The 20,142-nt window shown below is 66.9% G+C and carries 12 protein-coding genes and 1 tRNA gene; 5 read left to right on the top strand and 8 right to left on the bottom strand.

What is annotated here, in order from left to right:
• Window positions 1–538: 538 nt before the first annotated feature.
• Both AB0C34_RS29840 and AB0C34_RS29835 read left to right on the top strand, forming a co-directional pair.
• Window positions 539–2,272, top strand: a complete 1,734-nt coding sequence (locus AB0C34_RS29840) for a glycerol-3-phosphate dehydrogenase/oxidase (RefSeq protein ID WP_357080225.1) — start codon at window positions 539–541, stop codon at window positions 2,270–2,272.
• Between the two features lie 506 nt (window positions 2,273–2,778).
• A complete protein-coding gene (locus AB0C34_RS29835; RefSeq protein WP_357080222.1) occupies window positions 2,779–4,035 on the top strand; it encodes a cytochrome P450 in 1,257 nt (418 codons plus the stop codon).
• Window positions 4,036–4,224: 189 nt separating this feature from the next.
• Here AB0C34_RS29835 and AB0C34_RS29830 read toward each other — a convergent pair whose 3' ends face one another.
• From AB0C34_RS29830 to AB0C34_RS29815, 4 genes are all read right to left on the bottom strand, one after another.
• A complete protein-coding gene (locus AB0C34_RS29830) occupies window positions 4,225–4,407 on the bottom strand; it encodes a hypothetical protein (protein ID WP_357080220.1) in 183 nt (60 codons plus the stop codon).
• Between the two features lie 159 nt (window positions 4,408–4,566).
• On the bottom strand, window positions 4,567–5,349 hold the full coding sequence (locus AB0C34_RS29825; protein WP_357080217.1) for a DNA-formamidopyrimidine glycosylase family protein: 783 nt from the start codon (window positions 5,347–5,349) through the stop codon (window positions 4,567–4,569).
• Entirely contained in the window at window positions 5,342–5,551 is a 210-nt protein-coding gene (locus AB0C34_RS29820; RefSeq protein ID WP_357080214.1) for a hypothetical protein, read from the bottom strand. The genes AB0C34_RS29825 and AB0C34_RS29820 overlap by 8 nt, the downstream gene beginning before the upstream one ends.
• Window positions 5,548–10,458 carry an ATP-dependent helicase gene (locus AB0C34_RS29815; RefSeq protein ID WP_357080211.1) on the bottom strand — a complete coding sequence of 1,637 codons (4,911 nt, stop codon included), beginning with the start codon at window positions 10,456–10,458 and terminating at the stop codon, window positions 5,548–5,550. The genes AB0C34_RS29820 and AB0C34_RS29815 overlap by 4 nt, the downstream gene beginning before the upstream one ends.
• 103 nt (window positions 10,459–10,561) lie before the next feature.
• On the opposite strand from AB0C34_RS29815, the gene AB0C34_RS29810 reads away from it, so the two are divergent.
• A complete protein-coding gene (locus AB0C34_RS29810) occupies window positions 10,562–11,107 on the top strand; it encodes a histidine phosphatase family protein (protein WP_357080209.1) in 546 nt (181 codons plus the stop codon).
• A gap of 42 nt (window positions 11,108–11,149) precedes the next feature.
• On the opposite strand, the gene AB0C34_RS29805 is transcribed toward AB0C34_RS29810, so the two are convergent.
• Together AB0C34_RS29805 and AB0C34_RS29800 are read right to left on the bottom strand one after the other, a co-directional pair.
• Window positions 11,150–12,250 carry a lipase family protein gene (locus tag AB0C34_RS29805; RefSeq protein WP_357080237.1) on the bottom strand — a complete coding sequence of 367 codons (1,101 nt, stop codon included), beginning with the start codon at window positions 12,248–12,250 and terminating at the stop codon, window positions 11,150–11,152.
• 461 nt (window positions 12,251–12,711) lie between these two features.
• A complete protein-coding gene (locus tag AB0C34_RS29800; RefSeq protein ID WP_357080207.1) occupies window positions 12,712–13,209 on the bottom strand; it encodes a hypothetical protein in 498 nt (165 codons plus the stop codon).
• Window positions 13,210–13,519: 310 nt separating this feature from the next.
• Between AB0C34_RS29800 and AB0C34_RS29795 the strand changes: the two genes are divergently transcribed.
• Window positions 13,520–16,993, top strand: a complete 3,474-nt coding sequence (locus AB0C34_RS29795; RefSeq protein WP_357080204.1) for an indolepyruvate ferredoxin oxidoreductase family protein — start codon at window positions 13,520–13,522, stop codon at window positions 16,991–16,993.
• A 668-nt stretch (window positions 16,994–17,661) separates the two neighbouring features.
• Window positions 17,662–19,002 (top strand): cytochrome P450, encoded by a 1,341-nt coding sequence (locus AB0C34_RS29790; protein WP_357080202.1) that lies wholly within the window; start codon window positions 17,662–17,664, stop codon window positions 19,000–19,002.
• Between the two features lie 74 nt (window positions 19,003–19,076).
• Here AB0C34_RS29790 and AB0C34_RS29785 read toward each other — a convergent pair whose 3' ends face one another.
• Window positions 19,077–19,460, bottom strand: a complete 384-nt coding sequence (locus tag AB0C34_RS29785; protein ID WP_357080199.1) for a hypothetical protein — start codon at window positions 19,458–19,460, stop codon at window positions 19,077–19,079.
• A 554-nt stretch (window positions 19,461–20,014) separates the two neighbouring features.
• Window positions 20,015–20,088 (bottom strand) — tRNA-Met (locus AB0C34_RS29780).
• Between the last annotated feature and the right edge of the window lie 54 nt (window positions 20,089–20,142).

The raw sequence follows: 20,142 nt of genomic DNA, 5'->3' as shown, positions 1-20,142 counted from the left end.
CCGATACTGACAGAGCATCTGGACACGATCGTCGCCGCGGTCACCAACCACGACGTGTACCACGATGGACTGCGGCGCCTCATCGCCACCTGGACAACACGTACTTGAGAGCATGGGATCTCACCGACCGCCGCATCTGTGCCGTTCAGCCGTGTCGGGTCGGATGCGGGATGTCCAGGTGAGATACACCTCGATCAGGCGGAGAGCACACCGCCCCGGAACGTATTCGCTCGACAGCGGTGGTCGAGCTGGTCAAGTCTGGAGACGGTTGCGTGGGTTTCGCCGACTGTCTCCGACTGGCTGCGCTTTTGGCGGTGAAGGGCGATTTCGGACACGTGTCGCCAGGGAAGTGGGGCCGGTCGGTGCGCTGCACTGGCGCGATGTGGTGGAACGTGGGTCGGCTAGGGTAGGTCTTGTTACCGATGAGTAGTTGACAGTGACACGAACTCGGCTGCGGTCCGGGGATCCACGGTGGGTCGCCTAGCCTGGAGCTGAACGGCTCGATCGAGCACATCCGTGGCGGCTGGAGGAGTCGAGCATGACCATGAAACCGGATTCGCAGTTCCTCGGCCCGGAGCAGCGCAGGACGGCCTGGGACCGCTTCGGCAAGGAGCACTTCGATGTGGTCGTGGTCGGCGGGGGCGTGGTCGGTGCGGGGATCGCGCTGGACGCGGCGACCCGCGGTCTGCAGGTCGCGCTGGTCGAGGCGCGCGACCTCGCCTCCGGTACCTCCAGCAGGTCGTCGAAGATGTTCCACGGTGGACTGCGGTACCTCGAACAGTTGGAGTTCGGGCTGGTGCGCGAGGCGCTGCGGGAACGCGAACTCGCGCTGTCCACCCTTGCGCCGCACTTGGTCAAGCCGCTGCGCTTCCTGTATCCGCTGACCCGCCGGGCCTGGGAGCGTCCGTATGTGGCGGCTGGGCTGCTGCTCTACGACACCATGGGTGGTGCCAAATCGGTACCCGGACAACGTCATCTGTCCCGCGCGGGCGCGTTGCGGTTGGCGCCGGGGTTGCGGCGGGACTCGTTGATCGGCGGCGTGAGCTACGACGACGCGGTCGTCGACGATGCGCGGCACACCATGACCGTGGCCCGCACGGCCGCGCACTATGGCGCGGTGATCCGCACCTCGACTCAGGTGGTCGGGCTCCTGCGGGAGGCCGACCGGGTGATCGGCGTCAAGGTGCGCGACACCGAGGACGGGCAGATCGGCGAGGTCCGCGGACACGTGGTGATCAACGCGACCGGCGTATGGACCGACGAGGTCCAGGCACTGTCGCATCAGCGGGGGCGGTTCCATGTGCGCGCATCCAAGGGGGTGCACATCGTGGTACCACGCGACCGGATCGTCAGCGACACCGCGATCATCCTCCGTACCGCGACCTCGGTATTGTTCGTCATCCCGTGGGGAACGCACTGGATCATCGGCACCACCGACACCGACTGGAACCTCGACCTCGCCCATCCGGCGGCCACCAAGGCAGACATCGACTACCTGCTCGGCCGGGTGAACCAGGTACTGGTCGTCCCGCTCACCCCGGACGACATCGACGGTGTGTATGCGGGTCTGCGGCCGTTGCTGGCAGGGGAGAGCGACGAGACCTCCAAACTGTCGCGTGAGCACGCCGTCGCGAGGGTCGCGCCCGGACTGATCGGTATCGCGGGCGGCAAATACACCACCTACCGCGTGATGGCGTACGACGCGATGGACGAAGCGGCACAGGATATTCCGGCCCGGGTCTCGCCCTCGATCACCGAGAAGGTGCCGTTGCTCGGCGCGGAGGGCTATTTCGCACTGGTCAATCAGACGGTCCAGCTGGCCGAGGCATACGGTGTGCACCCCTACCGGATCAAGCATCTGCTCGACCGGTACGGCTCACTGATCGATGAGGTCATGGCCCTCGCCGAAAGTAAACCCGAACTGCGGCAACCGATCACCGACGCGCCGTCGTATCTGCAGGTGGAGGCGGTCTACGCGGCCGCGGCCGAGGGCGCATTGCACCTGGACGACATTCTGGCCCGGCGAACTAGGATCTCGATCGAGTACTCGCACCGCGGTGTCAACTGCGCCGAGCAGGTGGCCAGACTGGTCGCACCGATCCTGGGTTGGGACGACGACGACATAGATCGCGAGGTTCTGACCTATCAAGCGCGGGTGGAGGCGGAGATCCGCTCGCAGACCCAGCCGGATGACGCCGCCGCGGATGCCCTGCGGGTGGCGGCGCCGGAAACCCGACCGGAAATCCTGGAACCGGTGCCGTCGGAAGGCTGAGCCGACTGTGCGCCGAGTCCGGTCTGGTCCGCGCCGAACGCATGACCATAGAAGAGCCGGATGCATGGAGACGCACGTCTGCGCTCGGAGGGGGCTACAGAAACCCATCGCGGTGAAAGACCGACGGGGCGCCGCGTCCGACTGCGCTACAGGCGGCCGCACAGCCTTCTCGGCCGTGTCTCGCTCGACGAGTGTGCGGCCGCCTGCTGCCGCTCAACGTCCAGCCGGTGACCACGCAACCCTGAAACCGGCAAGCAAAGCGGATCCATTCAGACGCGATTGGGTGATGTGCCAGTGACAATGGACCACCTAAAGTACGCTTTTCAATATCTATGGCCGATGAACTGCACATCCAGGAGCACAGGCGAGTCGCTGAAGTCTGGACACTTATGCGGCCTGAGAGTTCCTGTCCTGGAAGAGTTTTGAGTTTCCGGGCTGCCGAAGCGCAGGTTCGGTACGTGGGTGCATTCATCGAGTCCTCGTTCTGTCGAACCGGAGTCCCATCTGTGACCACCCCGCAGTACCCCGACCGTAGCGGCGACCGCCTTGCCGGAACTCGCTTTCCCGTCGACACCAACGGCCCTCGGGTCCCGGTGTACACCAAAGAATTCGCCGCCGATCCCCACCGCGCCTACCAACAGATGCGCGCCCGATATGGTTCGCTGGTGCCGGTGGACCTAGCACCCGGCGTGCCCGCCACCTTGGTCGTCGGCTACCACAGCGCCTTGCGTATCCTGAATGATCCCGACCACTTCTCCGCCGATTCACGCATCTGGCAGCAGAACATACCCGCCGACTGTCCGGTCCTGCCGATGCTGCAGTGGCGTCCGAATGCGATTCGCTGCGCGGGCGTCGAACACCTCCGCTACCGGAAGGTCACGGTCGCTGCTTTGGACGGGGTCGACCGGTTCGCACTGCACAGCACGGTCGAGCAGATCGCCATCCCACTGATCAATTCGTTCTGCGAAACCGGTACCGCCGATTTGGTCGGTCAGTACGCGTTCCCGCTCACCTTCGAAGTGGTCAATGTCCTGCTCGGTTGCCCGCCCGAGATCGGCCAACGAGCCGCACAGGCCATCGCCTCGATACTCGACGGCGCACACGCGGACCAAGCCAACGCCATGCTCGTGCAGGCGATGTTCGATCTCATGGCACTCAAACGTGCCGAGCCCGGCGACGACATCACCACTCGGTTGCTGCGGCATCCGGCCGGCCTCGATGACATGGAGATGATCCATCAGATTCTCGTCTTCTACGGCGCGGGCATCGAACCGATGCAGAACCTGATCATCAACACGCTTCGGCTCATGCTCACCGACGACCGATTCGCGAGCGGCCTGATCGGCGGCAGCCTCTCGACCCGTGACGCACTGGACGAGGTGCTGTTCACGGACCCGCCGATGGCGAACTACTGTGTTTCCTTTCCCAGACAGCCGGTCCTGATCGAGGGCGCATGGCTACCCGCTCACCAGCCGGTCGTCATCAGCATGGCTGCCTGCAACAACGATCCCGCAATCGCGGACGATGGCCATACCGTCAACAGCTCCCACCTGTCGTGGAGTGTCGGGGTCCATGCTTGCCCCGCCAGATCGGTGGCATACCTGGTCGTGCAGGACGCCATCGATCAGCTGCTCGACGCACTGCCCGAGATGCGCCTCGCCATTTCGGCTGCGGAATTGACGTGGCGGCCGGGACCCTTCCACCGCGCTCTTGCCTCACTACCGGTCGTATTCCCGGAATCACCTCCCCTGCAGTTCGTCTAAATGCGGGAGCGTCAGATCAACGGCTCTGGCGCACTTCCTGTGGTCGGTGAGCGTGTATGAGGGCACTATGTCGGCGCCCCCGCTTCGCCGGGAGCTACCACATTCTATTGTGGACCGGCGGCGTCAGCCGTTGGGCCAGCGTTGACGGTTCGACAACTCGACGACCTGGAGAACAGGGGCAGTTGCGCGTCAAGGATGTGACGAGACGGTCGACAGCGGCCCCCCGGGGGTAGGCGGCCTGCCCGTCAGCGAATGCTGGTGGAGCAGGAGGTAGCTGAACACGACGGTGGCGAGCGTTGCCGTCACGGCCGTCAGGAGGCGCATGGCGATCGCGATGAGCAGCCGCCCGCCCGATCTCGATACCGCCGTCATGTGCCTGCTCCTGGTGTTCGGGGCTCGGTTCTGAACCGTCACCAGTGGTGTCGTGACGCGGGCACAGATCGTTAGCAACTGGGCGGCAATACAGTGGCTCGGGGAATCGGCGTCCGTGACCGCTCGCGCGGCAGGCGCGGTGTCGCGGCAATATATTGATCAGACGGCCGGGACGGGCTGACAACGCGGGCAGAAGTAGATGCCGCGTTCGCGCTGGACGACGCGATCGAAGTCGGGGGCGGTGTCGCCGAGCAGGTCGGCCACCAGCGGTGTGCCGCAGCGTTGACACGGGCGGTGAGCGCGGCCATAGGCCAGGGGACGTCGCGGCGGTGTGCGGACGGCTTCGGTGAGAACTCGATTCGCCTCGTTGACCAGGGCGAGCAGGTCGGGGACGGCACCGACCCTGGTAGCCGGGTGCACCCGGCGCAGGAAACAGATCTCGCTGCGGAAGATATTGCCGATGCCGGCCAGATTGCGCTGATCGAGCAGCGCGACGCCGATCGACTGATCCGGATAGCGCTCCAGCCGCCGCACGGCGTCCGCCGCGTTCCAATTCGGACCGAGCAGATCCGGTCCGAGATGGTCGACGATCCGGTGCTCCTCGCTCACCCGCACTACTTCGACGGTGCCCAACGAGAAGCCGACGGCCTCCACCTCGTCGGTACTCAGCACGAGCCGCGCGGCGACCCGAGGTTTGGTCCACCGCTGCCCGCAGTGGAAGACGCGCCAACTGCCTTCCATCTTCAGGTGGGTGTGCACACTCACGGTTGGGGTCCGGATGAACAGGTGCTTGCCGTAGCTGCCCACGCTGTCGACCACCTCGTCGCGCAGGTCGACCGTCGCGTATCGCGGCACTCGGAAGTCGCTGCGCGTCAGCGTCTTTCCGGCCAACGCCGCACGCAGACGCCGTGCGGCCAGGTAGACGGTGTCGCCCTCAGGCATGTCGCCGCTCCGATCGCGCCGGCTCTGCCTGGGCACCCGGGTCCGGGAGATCGGCACGCGGCGGAGCGGCGGGGCCGGGCACCCGGCCGGTCGGCCCGCTGCCCGCGATGTCGGCCGTGCACCGGGAGGCGGGCAGCCGGCCGCATTGTCGCACCGCGGTTGCCCTGGTGACCTCCGCGTGCGCCCTGGTAAACAAATTCATGGTCGGCTCCGCAGGCGAAGCCCACGTGGGGTTGCGGAGAAGCCCGCCTCGAGGAGGAAGCCGGCGAAAGTGTTGCCGTGCACGGTGTCGCCGTTGACGCGGTCGATGACCAGTGCGTCGACCCGGCGGCGGTGCACCAGATCGGCCAGTGCCTGTGCGGCGCGGCGGCGCGCATCGGGATTCTCGGTGAAGGTCAACAAAGTCTTGCCCCCGCGTTCCAGGTAGAGGACGAGGTCACCGTCGACCAGCACGACCAGGGCCCCGGCTTTTCGTCCCGGTCGGTGCCCGCCCTCGACGTCGCCTTTCGGCCAGGCCAGCGCCGCGCCGTAGGGGTTCGCGGGATCACACGCGGCCAGCGCGAGCACGGCGCCGCTCGGCGGCCTGCTCTCGGGGCGGGCGCGCTCGGCGTCGAAGGAACGCAACCGGTCCACCACATCGGTGGTGGAGAACTGGGCGCCGCCGAGCGAGTCGACGAAATAGCCACGGCGGCAGCGCCCGCGATCTTCGAACTCGGTGAGCACGCGATACATCAGTGCGAAGCCGCCGGCGACGCCCTCGTTCTGCACTGATCCTCTGGTCAGCACCCCATAGCGTTCCAGGAGCAAATCCGCGGTCGCGTGTGCGCGCACCGTGTTGTCCGACACCCGCTCCGGCAGCAGCGACCATCGCCCTGCGACAGCGGGCGGACCGGACCGGGTCGGCATACTCGGCCTGGGTAGATAGGCCCGACCACGGGGTGCGCGCCGCGGTGTCCGATGCGCGGTGGTGGTCCGCGTCGTGCCGGACAGCAGTGCCCGCACCGGTGCGAATGTGTCCCCGGAAACCACGCCCGCCCAGACCAGGTCCCACAGCGCCGCGGCGATCGCCGTATCGTCGAGCAGTCCGGTCGCATCCGACAGTTGCCGAAAGAAGAACGCGCCGCCGCCCTGGGGCACCGGCACCAGGTGCGGAGCGTCGCCGGCGAGCGCGTCCAGTCGGGTTGCCGTGGCGTCGTATTCGGACGGTGATCGCCGTCCGTCCGGTTTCCTCTCGGGTGCGCCGTCATTCGGAGACCGCCCGGAAATCGCCGAGTCACGAGTGCCGGGCGCCCGGCGGTCGGTAGCGTCCCCGGATCGCATTTCATCGAGCTGGACCGGCGCTCGGTGCGGGTCCCCGGTGGGTGGGGGTGTCCACGGCACCAGGGCGGCGCCGAGCGCCGCCAGTAGTCGCCGGTGCGTGTCCGAAAAGTCGATCTCGTCCGGCGGCGCCAAGGTGAACGGGGCATGGTCGGTCAGATGCAAGGCGATCCAGCCGTCCTTAGCGGTGATCGCACCGTGGCCGGACCAGATCACCTCGCCGGTCGCCATGAGCTCGTCGAGCATGGCGGGGGAGTAGTCACGCACTCGTGCGGGCAGGACCAGCGATTCCCACGCCGACGCCGGAATCGGTACGCCGGCGAGCTGTTCCACCACGGCCGCCACACCGTCGACGCCGCGCAACTCACTGGTGTCGACATGCTGCCAGGATGCCAGGAAGCGGGCGAGCGCCGCGGTCGACACCGGTTCGACCTCGTGCCGTGCCGCGGCGAGTGACCGGCGGCGCAGCCGGCGCAGCACCTGCGCGTCACACCATTCCGATCCGGTGGCCGCAGGGCTGAATTCCCCTTCCACCACCCGCTTTTCGGTGGCGAGCCGGTGCAGCGCGGTGGCCGCGACAGCAGTGCCGAGGCCGAACCGGGCCGCGACCGCCGCGGTATCGAACGGGCCGTGCGTGCGCGCGTAGCGGCCGACCAGGTCGCCGAGCGGGTCGGCCACCGGTTCGATGAACGCCGCCGGAGTGCCGATCGGCAGCGGCACCCCCAGTGCGTCGCGTAGCCGTGCCGCATCCTCCACCGCCACCCACCAGACCCGGCCCGCGAACGTCACATCCAGTGCCCGACGCGCAGTCACCAGGCTCCCGAACCAGGCGGCCGGATCCGCATCGCAGCGCTCGGCTGCTTCGGCGGCGGTGAGCGGTCCGAGCAACCGCAGCAGATCGGCCAAACCCTCCGCGTCCCTGGCGCGACGTTCCGGGATGAGCCGCTGCAACTCTCGTTCGGTCTGGTCGATGACCGCCGCGTCGAGCAGCTCACGCAGTTCGACTCGGCCGAGCAGTTCGGCGAGCAGCCCCGAGTCGAGCGAGAGCGCGGCGGCGCGGCGCTCGGCCAGGGGGCTGTCCCCGTCGTACATGAACTGCCCGATGTAGTCGAACAGCAGGGCGTTCGCGAACGGCGACGGCGTCGTCGTCGCGACCTCGATCAGCCGCACCTGGCGGCGCGCCACCCGGCTGAGCAGGTCTCGCAGCGACGGCAGATCATAGACATCACGGAGGCATTCGCGCACCGTCTCCAACAGGATTGGGAAGTCGGGAAACTTGCGGGCCACATCGAGCAGTTGGGCCGAACGTTGGCGTTGCTGCCACAGTGGGGCGCGCTTGCCCGGATCGCGTCGGGGTAGCAGGAGTGCGCGCGCGGCGCACTCGCGAAACCGGGAGGCGAACAGTGCCGATCCGCTGACCTGTTCGGTGACGATGTCGTCGATCTCATCGGGCTCGAAGACGAACAATTCCGCACCGGGCGGATCGTCGGTGGTGTCGGGCAGCCGCACCACGATGCCGTCGTCGGAGGCGTTCGGCGCGGCATCCACGCCGAACCGTTCGCGAAGTCGTGCTCCGATGGCCAGCGCCCATGGCGCGTGCACCGGTAGGCCGTACGGCGAATGCAGGACCAGCCGCCAGTCGCCGAGTTCGTCGCGGAACCGCTCGACCAGCAGCGTTCGATCGGTGGGCAGCTGGCCGGTCGCGGAGAGCTGTTCATCGAGCAACGTGATCAGATTCGCGGTCGCGTTGTCGTCCAGACCGGCCGAGGCCATGATTCGCGCGAGGCCGTCCTGCGCCGGATCGGCGCGGGCAGCAGCCGAGGAAGCATCGGCCTTGTGCCGCACCACTTTTCGGGTATGTGCCACACTGTTCGACGCGGCGACGCGCTCCTGGCCGACTGTGCGCACGAACTCACCGAGCGCCGCGCCGAGTTCCGCGGGCCGCCCGAGTCCGTCGCCATGCCAGAACGGCAACCGGCCTGGCTGTCCGAACGCCGGCGTGACCAGCACCCGATCGAAGGTGATCTCTTCGATCCGCCAGCTCGTCGCCCCGAGCGCGAACACGTCGCCGACCCGGGACTCGTAAACCATCTCCTCGTCGAGTTCCCCGACCCGTGAGGCCTTTTCTCCGACCATGTACACCGCGAACATGCCGCGGTCGGGAATTGCTCCGCCCGAGGTCACGGCTAGGCGCTGCGCACCGGGCCGCCCGGTGAGCGTCCCCGCGTCGCGGTCCCAGACCAGTCGGGGCCGCAACTCGGCGAACTCGTCGGAGGGATACCGCCCCGCCAGCAGATCCAGCACCGATTCGTAGGCCGAACGCGGCAGCGACGCATAACTTCCCGTGCGGCGCACGGTGTCGAACCACGCGTCGACGTCGATCGGATCGAGCGCGCACGCCGCGACCGTCTGCTGCGCGAGAATGTCCAGCGGGTGCGCCGGGATCTGGATCGCTTCGATATGGCCCGAGGTCATCCGCCGCGCGGCCACCGCGCAGCGGATCACATCGGTGCGATGCTTGGGAAAGATCACCCCGCGCGAGATCTCGCCGACTCGATGCCCGGCCCGGCCGATCCGCTGCAACCCGCTGGCTACCGAGGGCGGCGCCTCCACCTGCACCACCAGGTCGACTGCGCCCATGTCGATGCCGAGTTCCAGGCTGCTGGTCGCGACGACACAGCGCAGCCGTCCGCTTTTCAGATCGTCTTCGATCAGCGCGCGCTGCTCCTTGCTCACCGAACCGTGGTGCGCGCGTGCCAGCAGGAGACTTGCGCCGTGGATCACTTCGGTGGGCGAACCGAGCTGCGCGGGGGGCCGGAGTCCGGCGCGCGCGTCCGGCCCCGAGGCGGCAGCGGGCGCAACCATGGCGAGCCCCGGCGCCGAATCGGGCACAGGCGGCTCCGACTCGTCGAGCCGCGCGCCATAGGCCTCGTTCAGCCGGGCCGTGAGACGCTCGGCCAGCCTGCGCGAATTCGCGAACACGATCGAGGAGCGATGGTCCAGAACGAGGTCCACGATCGCCGCGTCCACGTGCGGCCAGATTGATCCGGGCTGGTCGGAATCGCCCGGCTCGGTCATGTCCGGAACCGGCACCCGCACCGACAAGTCGAACGTCTTGGGCGCGGGTGGCGCGACGAGGGTGATCGGCGCGTCCCCGACCAGGAACCGCCCGACCTCCGCCGCAGGCCGCACCGTCGCGGACAGGCCGATCCGCTGCGCGGGTCGTTCGGTCAGTAGATCGAGCCGGGCCAGCGACAACGCCAGATGCGCGCCGCGCTTGGAACCGGCGATCGCGTGCACCTCGTCCACGATCACCGTGCCCACGTCGCGCAAGGTCTCCCGTGCCGCCGAGGTGAGCATCAGGAACAGCGATTCCGGTGTGGTGATCAGGATGTCCGGCGGAGTGCGCTGGATGGACCGCCGATCGGCGGCGCTGGTATCGCCCGAGCGGACGCCGACGGTGATCCGCGGCGGGTCGAGCCCCAAACGTTTGGCGGTCTGTGTCACGCCGACCAGCGGCGCCCGCAGATTGCGCTCCACATCCACCGCGAGCGCTTTCAGTGGCGATATGTAGAGCACCGAGGTCCGCGGCTGCTCGGCGGGCCGTTCCCGCGTCGCGAGGCGATCGATCGCCCAGAGGAATGCCGAGAGGGTTTTTCCCGATCCGGTCGGCGCGACGACCAGCGTATGGTCGCCCGCCGCGATCGCGTCCCAGGCCCCGAGTTGAGCTGCCGTCGGCGCGGGGAACGCGCCGTCGAACCACTCTTGGGTGGCGCGGGAGAACTGGGCCATGGCATCAGTGTGCACCGGGGTACCGACACGCCGTACGGTTCGCCTCGGCGAAGCGGGAGCAATCGAAGTACGGTCGTCAGCGTCTCGCCGTACGCTTCGATCCGTGCAAAAGGTGCTCAGACTCGACCTGGTCAGCCATGGCATGACCGAGGCGATGCGAAAGGCACGTTTTCCGGTCGATGAATCGCTGACCGAGGCAGGCCGCCGGGCCATCTCCGACTGTGGCCCGCTCACCGCCGCGCGAGTGCTCACCGGACCGGAGCGCAGGACTGTGGAGACCGCCGCGCTGTTGGGGCTACCCGGCGAAGAGGACACCAGGCTGCGGGATCTCGATGCGGGCGCGTGGCGTGGCGGGCAGCTGATGTCGGTGCCCCAGGACGAGCTCTACGCCTGGCTGACCGACCCCGGGTTCAGCGGGCACGGCGGCGAGTCCGTGGTGGACGTGATCGAGCGGACCAGACAGTGGATGGCCGAGATCGCCGCGGCCGGGATGTCCACGATCGCGGTCACCCACCCGGCGGTGATCCGGGCGGCGCTGCTGGTGACGCTGGACGCACCGCCCAAATCGTTCTGGCGGATCGACATTCCGCCGGGCAGCGTCACCCGCCTGCACTATCGCGGTGAATGGACGTTGCACTTCACGGCGTGACGGCCCAGGAGAACCGCTCCTGGGCCGTTTTCCGGTGCGCGGCTAACAGCTTGTCGGCGCGGGTTCGCCGCGGAACCTGGCTTCGACGTAGTTCCAGGCGTCGACGAATCCGGCCACGGCCGTGGTCATGTGCTCGGCGATGTCATAGGGGCGAAATTGCAGCGGCGCCCCCGCTCTGCAGTACCGGTCGACGACCTCGGCGACCGGGCCGAAGAAGGTGAGTTCATCGAAGCGGCCCTGCCAGAACAAGGTGGGAACGGTCGGAACGCCTTCGAAATAGCGCAGGCTGTTCTCGCGCAGGACGGCGTGTGCCTCGGGGCTGTTCATCAGATTCTTGGACGCGGCCATCTGCTCGGCGTTGCGGAAGATTCCGTGGAAGAGCAGGAAGCGGCGGCAGGCGTCGTGCGTGAATTCCCGGAACCACAGACCATTTGCGTTGAGCTGGTCCGAGATCGGCAGCCGGTCCGGGTATTCGCGTTCCAACCCCATGGCCGCGGCGAAGGCCAGGCCGAAACCGGGGTGCGGCGCGAAGCCGAGCGTCAGGGCCATCTCTTCGAGATCGGCGGGGACCCCGCCGGCGACAGCGGCGGTGAGCTGTAGATCCGGCGCGTATGTCGGTTGCAGCGCGGCCGCCCACGCGGTGGCCATTCCGCCACCGGAGTAGCCCGCGATGGCCACCGGGGAATCGGCCAGACCGAGATCGGCGACCTTGCGCACGGCCCGGACGCTGTCGAGGGTCATCATGCCGCTCAGGCGCGCCGCACCGTAGGCGGAGGTGGGGCCGAGGTAGTCCGGCACCGAGATCGCCCATCCGCGGCCGATGGGCAGCATCGCGCCGACCGCGTCCTGCAGTTCGCCGTTGAATAGCGATCGTGACGGATTGCACTGGGTGCCGAGGGAATTGATCAAGGCCTGGTAGGAGACCAGCGGCGGGTTCTCGACCCCGACCGGGAGCAGCACGGTCGTCATGCCGAGGACGGGTTTGCCCTGCGAACTGGTGGAACGGAACGCCACCTGCCAGCCCTCGGTACCCAGATAGAAACCGGTGTCGATCTTGCGGGTCCGCACGACGTCACCCGGCTGGAGTGCCGCGAGGTCGGCGGGTGCGGCGTAGAACGGATCAGGATCTGGCGTGGGATACATCGGCTGAGCGGTCGCGGGGAGGCCGAGCGAGCCGACCGACACGAGGCTCAACAGCAGAATCGCGCACCTGAACGGAACTCTGAACACCTTTTTCCTTCGAAGTTCAGCCGCCACCGACGCACCGGCCGATGGCGGAGACGCCGCGGCGATGGTGATTCGGACGGACCGGCACTGCACGGGAAGCTGCAGCGAACCACCTCGTTCACTGCGGATGGAGGAAAAAAGAGCCAGCCGGAACGAGCGTGAGCGATCTCGGTGGATTGGCACGCTTTCTTCGGCCCCGAGACCGCCGGGTAACCACGGTGGGGGCTCCATCCGCTGCGAAAGATAGCGCCGAAGCGGGACCGATGCCTACTCGAAAAGGGTAATTGGGACATCTCACAATGACTTCGGGTGTCGCATGCATCAAGATCACTACGCATTCGTCGACTCGGGCGCCCGAACTCTCGCGGAGTGTCCGTTCAGGTGCGGCTGAGCACCCGCCGAGCGCCGAGTGGGCTGCGCAGATCGACTACGACTACGCCGTATTCTCGTTTCTGCTCCGGGTTCGCGTTCTGGCACGGTGGCATCCCGCGGTGCAGACCTCGGATGAGTTCGACGCTCACCAGTTCTGCCGATTCCTCGATCTGCGCCGTGAAACCGATGCTCGAGCAGCCGACCGGTCCAGGGATGTGGATAGCGAGTCTGTCCTTGCCGTCCTCGGTGTCATAGGTCGAGAAGGGGACCGCGGCACTGGGTTCCAGATCCGCCGAGTGCGGGATGACGACCATGGTCCCGCCCACATAGTGCCGGGGGCCGGGGTCTGCCCGCATTTCCGACGTCGAATTCGCGGGCGCCTCCGCCGGGGACGTGGCGACCGGGCCCGCCGAGGGGGCCAGCTGTCGGCCGCACGCGGTCGGCGCGCCGACGGCGGCCACCACGACTATCGCCGACGCGACCCGCCTGCGCATGCCCATCATCCCCCCACCTTCACACAGGTCGCGCTCGACGTGACGGAGGTAGCTACGTGGGTGCGTCGGGGTCGGTAGTCGCCGCTGTTCCGATTCGGGACGGCAGCACCGACGGTCGCGGCGGCCAAAGCGTCGGGATGCCGGGCACACGGACCTCGCAGGCTGCATAGGTAGCGCCATCTCGATAGCGTCACAGTGGGCAGAGTGCTCAACATATAGGGTCTCTATTGTGCGTTTGGTCACTTAAGGACAGGATATCGGGGAGAAGTGCTCAACGATGTGGGGTACCCGATCGGTACCGAGTGAATGGGTGATCTGGATGACCGAGCTTGCCGACCGCGATCTGTTCGCCGCTCCCTATGATCTTGCCGACCGGTACCGGGTCGGCGCGGGGAGCGTGCTGCTCACCGGTGTCCAGGCGATTGCTCGGCAGCTGGTCGAACAGCATGTGCGTGACCTGCGCGCCGGGCGTCGGGTCGGCACGTTCGTGTCGGGGTATCAGGGCAGTCCACTCGGGGGTGTGGACAAGATGCTGGCCGGGATGCCCGATGTCCTGGCCGAGCACGACATCACATTCGTTCCAGGGTTGAACGAGGAACTCGCCGCCACCTCGGTCTGGGGCAGCCAGGCCGATCTGCCCCTGGGCGCCGCGACTCACGATGGCGTCGTCGGAGTCTGGTATGGCAAGGGGCCCGGGCTCGACCGCGCAACCGATTCTCTGCGACACGCCAACATGTACGGCGCGAACGCGCGCGGTGGTGTGCTGCTGCTGGTCGGTGACGATCCGGCGTCCAAGTCCTCCACCGTGCCCGCGGTCAGCGAGCGCTCCCTGGCGGCCATGAACATTCCGGTGCTGTTCCCGCGCAACGCCCGCGAGATCATCACGATGGGATTGCACGGTGTCGCTCTGTCGCGTGCCTCGGGATGTCTGGTGGCATTGAAGATCGTCGCCGACGTCGCGGACGGCGCCTGGACGGTCGATGGGGCGGTCGGCGACATCGACATCGTCGTGCCCGAGATCGACTGGGAGGGCCGCCCGTTCAGTTACCGTCAGCGTCCGATGGCGGCCCCGGCCGACAGCGTGCTCGCCGAGGCCGACCTCTACGGCCCACGCTGGGAGCTGGTGCGCGCTTACAGCACGCGCAACGGGCTGGACGTGATCGAGGTGAACCCGGCCCGGGCGTCGGTCGGGATCGCGGCGACCGGACCCGCCTTCGATGCCGTCCGCCAGGCGCTGATCGACCTCGGGGTGGATGACGACGGGCTGCGCCGCGCCGGAGTGCGACTCCTGCGCATCGGCATGCCGTATCCGATCGCACCCGACCGGGTCCGGGAGTTCGCCGACGGGCTCTCCCGCCTGATCGTCGTCGAGGACAAGACCGCGTTCGTCGAGACGCAGCTCCGCGACATCCTGTACGGCACGCCGGGCGGGCCGGAGATCATCGGCAAGCGCGACGCCACCGGACGCCCGTTGTTCCCCCAGGATGGTGAACTCACCACCGCGCGTATCACCGCGCCGCTGCGTCGAGCGCTCGACGGCTATCTGGACCTGAAACGTCCATTACCTCAGCCGCTCTCGCTGTCGGTCCTATCGACCACGCGTGCCGCCTATTTTTGTAGCGGCTGCCCGCACAACCGCTCCACCGCGATACCGGAAGGGTCGCTCGCGGGCGGTGGGATCGGCTGTCACACCATGGTGACCATGTCCGGACGCGCCGACAGCCAGGTCACCGGGTTGACCCAAATGGGTGGCGAGGGCGCGCAGTGGATCGGCCAAGCCCCGTTCACCGATGTCGCGCACCTGTTCCAGAACATCGGTGACGGCACATATTTCCACTCCGGCCAGCTCGCCGTGCAGGCGTGCGTCGCCGCGGGTGTGAATATCACCTTCAAACTGCTGCACAACGATGTTGTCGCGATGACCGGCGCCCAGAACGCCGAAGGCGCGCTCACGGTACCGATGCTGACGCACAAACTGACCACCGAGGGGGTTCGACAGGTCATCATCTGCGCCGACGAACCGGCGCGCTACCGCAAGCGCGATCTCGCCGCGGGAACCCTGCTGTGGCACCGGGATCGACTCGACGAAGCCCAGCGCATGTTGCGCGAGATCCCCGGCGTGACGGTGCTCATCTATGACCAGCACTGCGCCGCCGACGCGCGGCGCCGGCGCAAGCGCGGCACCCTGCCGGTCCGCCGCACCCGGGTGATCATCAACGAGGCGGTGTGCGAGGGCTGCGGCGACTGCGGCGTCAAGAGCAACTGTCTGTCGGTCCAGCCGGTGGACACCGAATTCGGCAGGAAGACCAGGATCGACCAGACCTCGTGCAACACCGACTACAGCTGTCTTAACGGTGACTGTCCGTCGTTCGTCACCGTCGAGCTGCCCGATCCAGCGAAGGCGACCACGCGCGCCAGGACTCGGCGGCCTGAGCCGCCGCGGTTGCCCGAACTTCCGCACGTGCCGCCGGTCTCGACGCAGAACGTCTTCCTCGCCGGTATCGGCGGGACCGGGATTGTCACGGTCAATCAGGTGTTGGCGACCGCGGCGCTGCGGGCCGGATACGAGGTGGCGAGTCTGGATCAGATCGGTTTGAGTCAGAAGGCCGGCCCGGTGGTCTCCCACCTGCGGTTCGTGCTCGGCGAACTGGAACCGGCCAACCGGCTGACACCCGCCTCGGCCGACTGCATCGTGGCCTTCGACCTGCTCGCCGCCACCGACACCAAGAATCTCGCGTACGGGTCCAACACGTCCACCGTTTCGGTCGCTTCGACCAGCAAGACGCCGACCGGCGACATGGTCTACGACAAGTCGGTCGGCTATCCGGAGGAGAGCCTGCTGCTGTCCCGGTTGGCGCAGGTTTCACGTTCGGTACGCTCGTTCGATGCGTTGGCCGCTGCCGACATGCTGTTCGGAAACACCGCCGCCGCCAATTTCCTGCTGGTCGGCGCCGCATACCAAGCCGGAGGATTGCGCCTTCCCGCCGCGGCGATCGAAGAGGCCATCGCGATCAACGGTGTCGCGGTCGAGGCGAATATCGCCGCCTTCCGGTGGGGCCGCGCCGCAGTCGCCCAGCCGGACGACTTCGCCGCCGCCACCACTCGGCGGCCGCGACCGAGATCCGAGATCGCGGTTCCGGCGGACCTGTTCGAGGAATTGACCGCGACGGGCGAGACCCGACGCCTGGTCGAGTTGCGCGCCGTAGAGCTGATCGGCTTTCAGAGCGTCGAGGTCGCCCGCACCTATGTCCGGACGGTGCAACGGATCTGGGCGGCGCAAGAGCGGGTCGGCGATCGCACCGAATTGAGCGAGCAGGTAGCGCGCGGGTTGTACAAGTTCACCGCGTACAAGGACGAATACGAGGTGGCGCGCAGGCTCACCGATCCGGATTTCCTCGACGACGTCACAGCACAGCTTCCCGATGGCGCGAACCTGACCTACCGGCTGCACCCACCGACCCTGCGCGCCATGGGTCGCGAGAAGAAGATCGGAATCGGTCCGCGCGGCCACATCGCACTGCGCCTGTTGGCCAAGGGGAAGCGTCTGCGCGGCACCAAGTTCGATCCGTTCGGTTACGCGCATGTGCGCCGGGTGGAACGCGCCTTGCTCGGCCACTACACCGGGATGGTGACCACACTGGCCGACACCCTCGATGCGGCGGGCTACGACCGCGCTGTGGCGGCCGCGGCTCTGCCCGATTTGGTGCGCGGCTACGAAGGCATCAAGCTCGCCAACGTCGAGCGTTATTGTGACCGCTTGCGTGAGCTCGGCATCGAGCCTCCACGGGTGTAGAGGACGCTACTATCGCGATCGAATTCGGCCCCGGCCCCCGCTCTGTCCCTCTCGGTCGGTGTGCGGTCCGGGTGTCGCAGTTCGATGCGGGAGCAGTCGCCGAGAGGCGTTGGCGCTGTGCGGTCTTGGTCGCAGCGTCGGGCTGGACACGGTCCGACACCCGCTCACGATCATCGAGCAGGTCGATTGGCGCACACCTGGCGTCCGCGTAGCGAGATGGCGGGACTCATCCAGAATGCGGTGTTCCCCGCCGGACCGCTGCGTGGAAACCCCTTCGGCTGACGGGCACTTCAGGCGTTGGTGGGTTTTGTCCGCGGTGTCCGTTAGTGAGGCGATCGTGCTGGACGCGGAGCCGTCCCCGTGCGACTCGAAAAACAGGACCCCGTGGCGGACGGGCTCAGATTATCCGGGTGCCAATCCACCATTCACCGGATCGTCGGCCGCCCAAGCCGTGGGTGTGGGGTCACCGGCGCCGAGTGCTGCGACATGCCCGGGCGCGACCGGCCTGGACCGCTCAGTTCTGAGTTACACATCGCCGCCGGGCGTGTGGGGCCGACAGCCATATCGGCAGACGCCTTCCCCATAGCTGGCTAGAGTTAACCGTAATAATATCGACGAAAATCGAGGTGCCTCCATTGGATTCATGACACTTCGGCGGAGGAGTCTCTGTGCCAACTCTCGAAATCGCCGCGGCCCCCGGCGGCCTGCCGCTGCTGGGACACGCCCTGCGACTACGTAATGATCCCCTGGGATTCTTCACCTCGTTGCCGCAGTACGGCGAGATCGTGCAGATCAGGCTAGGCCCCGAACGGGCCTTTGTGGTCAGTTCAGCGGAACTGGCGCGCGAAGTGCTCGTCGTCCAGCCGCGAAAGTTCGACAAGGGCGCGCAGATCAAAAATGCCCGCGGGCTGATCGGCAACGGTTTGCTCAGTTCCGAAGGCGACGTGCACAAGCAGCAGCGCCGCCTGATGCAACCGGCGTTCCGTCGCGAACGGATTGCGGAGTACGCGCAGACCATGCGGGAGCAGATTGTGGCGCGTACCGACGCTTGGCATAGCGGAAAGGTGCTCGATGTTCGAGTCGAGATGACCGCGATGACGCTCGCGGTCACCGCCAAGACGCTGATCTCCGCCGAGCCGGGCAAGGATCTGGTGGCGGAGATGCAGCATAATCTCCCGCGTCTACTAGACCTGATGTACCAGCAGCTGACCACCCCGCTCGCGGCGCTGAACAAGCTACCACTGCCGCGGAACCGTGAATATGCCGCGGGTTTGGCGCGACTGCACTCGATGATCGACACCGTCATCGCCGATTACCGGCAGAGCGAGAATCCCCGGCACGATCTGCTGAGCATACTGCTCGAAGAGACGGATGAAGAGACCGAAAAGGGGTTGTCGGATACGGAGATTCACGACCAGATCACGACTATCCTCGTCGCTGGATCGGAAACCACGGCGGCGACCCTGGCATGGGTGTTCGGCGTGCTCGCCGAGCATCCAGAGGTGGAGGCGCGACTACACGCCGAAGTGGATGACGTACTCGATGGCAGACCTGCGGAATACGCCGACGTCCGGCGACTCGCTTACACCGCCCAGGTGATCAGCGAGGCGCTGCGCTGCTTCCCGCCGGCCTGGATCATCACCCGCCGCGCCACCCAGGACCTGGAACTCAAAGGATATCCGATCCCGAAGGGTGCTTCGGTGATCGTCAGTCCCTATATCGTGCAACGTGATCCGCGCCTGTTCGCGGATCCGGAGAAGTTCGATCCGGACCGATGGCTGCCGGAGCGGGCAGCACAGATTCCCCGAGATGCGATCATCCAGTTCGGAAACGGGCCACGCAAGTGCATCGGTGACGTCTTCGCGATCGTCGAGGGGACTCTGGCCCTCGCCACGATCGCGGCCCGATGGCGACTGCGAGCGGAGCCGGGCACCACGATGGAAAAGATCGCCGCGTCTACCTACACTCCGCGCAATCTGTTTCTGACCGCGGAGCTGCGCCGCGCCTGAACCCCGCGATAGGGTTCGCTGCCTGTCGGGTTGCGTCGCTGATGTATCCAATGCTAGCTGCGCGACCCGACCAGTCAGCGGTTCGATGAGCGATTGCCCGTCTGCTCCTCGGTCCGGATCGCGGGGTCGTTGTTGCAGGCGGCGTTGCTGATCACGACCGGCTGATGCTCGGGCAACCAGACACCGTCGATGAGGATCGGCTGCTGAGGGTAGGTGATCAGGAAGTTCGCCAGCGGCGGGTCGTCGAACAAGACCTCGTCCAAGGCTTCACGGGAGGACAGGTTCCCGCCCATGACACTGCCGCCGAACCGATCGTCGGTGAGCATCACCAGCAAGGTGTTGACAATCGAATTCAGCAGGAACTCGATCCCCGTGCCGGTGTGGTAGCTGATCAGCAGGGTGGCCGGAACGCCTGGCGCCAACTCGGCCGGCGCCGAAGAGTCATATTGGCTTCGCATTTCACGGTAGACGCGGTGCGGGTCGGCGGCGAATTCCGGCGCATGCGTCGGCTGCCCGAGGGTCGTCGGAATCGAGTGGCGAGCCGCGGAAGATCGGGCAGGACTGGGTGCGCATGTGGGGCGGCGTACTCGAGGATGGAACTCCATAAACTTCGTGTGCGCTACGGGTCGTGCAGCACACATTCCGTGTCGAGTCGCTGCTCCGGTGCGCGACTTGCCCGTTTCCGGCCGGACCGCCTGACCGCATGTCGCCGGGTCTGCGTTGAATCCTCGTGCATAGCACCATCTTTCCGAATGTCGACCGGCACGCGATCCTGGCCGTATCGGACGGCGAGCGAGTCGGTCACGCCGATGGGGCGTTCACGCTCGAGACTTACTCGCCTGTGCTGTCGGGGATGCATCGGGCCCTGGCGGCGCGCGGAGTTTCGACTGGGCGAGGCAGGCCCAGACCCACGGTCGATCCGGAATCCTGAGTTCGGCCGAGGTTCCCGATTCCGTTCCTTGGGGAAAATGAAAAACGGCCCGGAACACTGTGTCCGGGCCGTTTCCCCTAGTAGCGGGGACAGGATTTGAACCTGCGACCTCTGGGTTATGAGCCCAGCGAGCTACCGAGCTGCTCCACCCCGCGTCGGGTAGGGACAACACTACACAACTGTGCGCCGATGACCGAATCGTGCAGGTG

This window comes from Nocardia sp. NPDC049220 (genome assembly GCF_040647855.1).
In the GTDB taxonomy this organism is placed as follows: Bacteria; Actinomycetota; Actinomycetes; order Mycobacteriales; family Mycobacteriaceae; genus Nocardia.
Note: the sequence above shows the minus strand (reverse complement) of the source record. Positions and strands in the feature narration are given on the sequence as shown.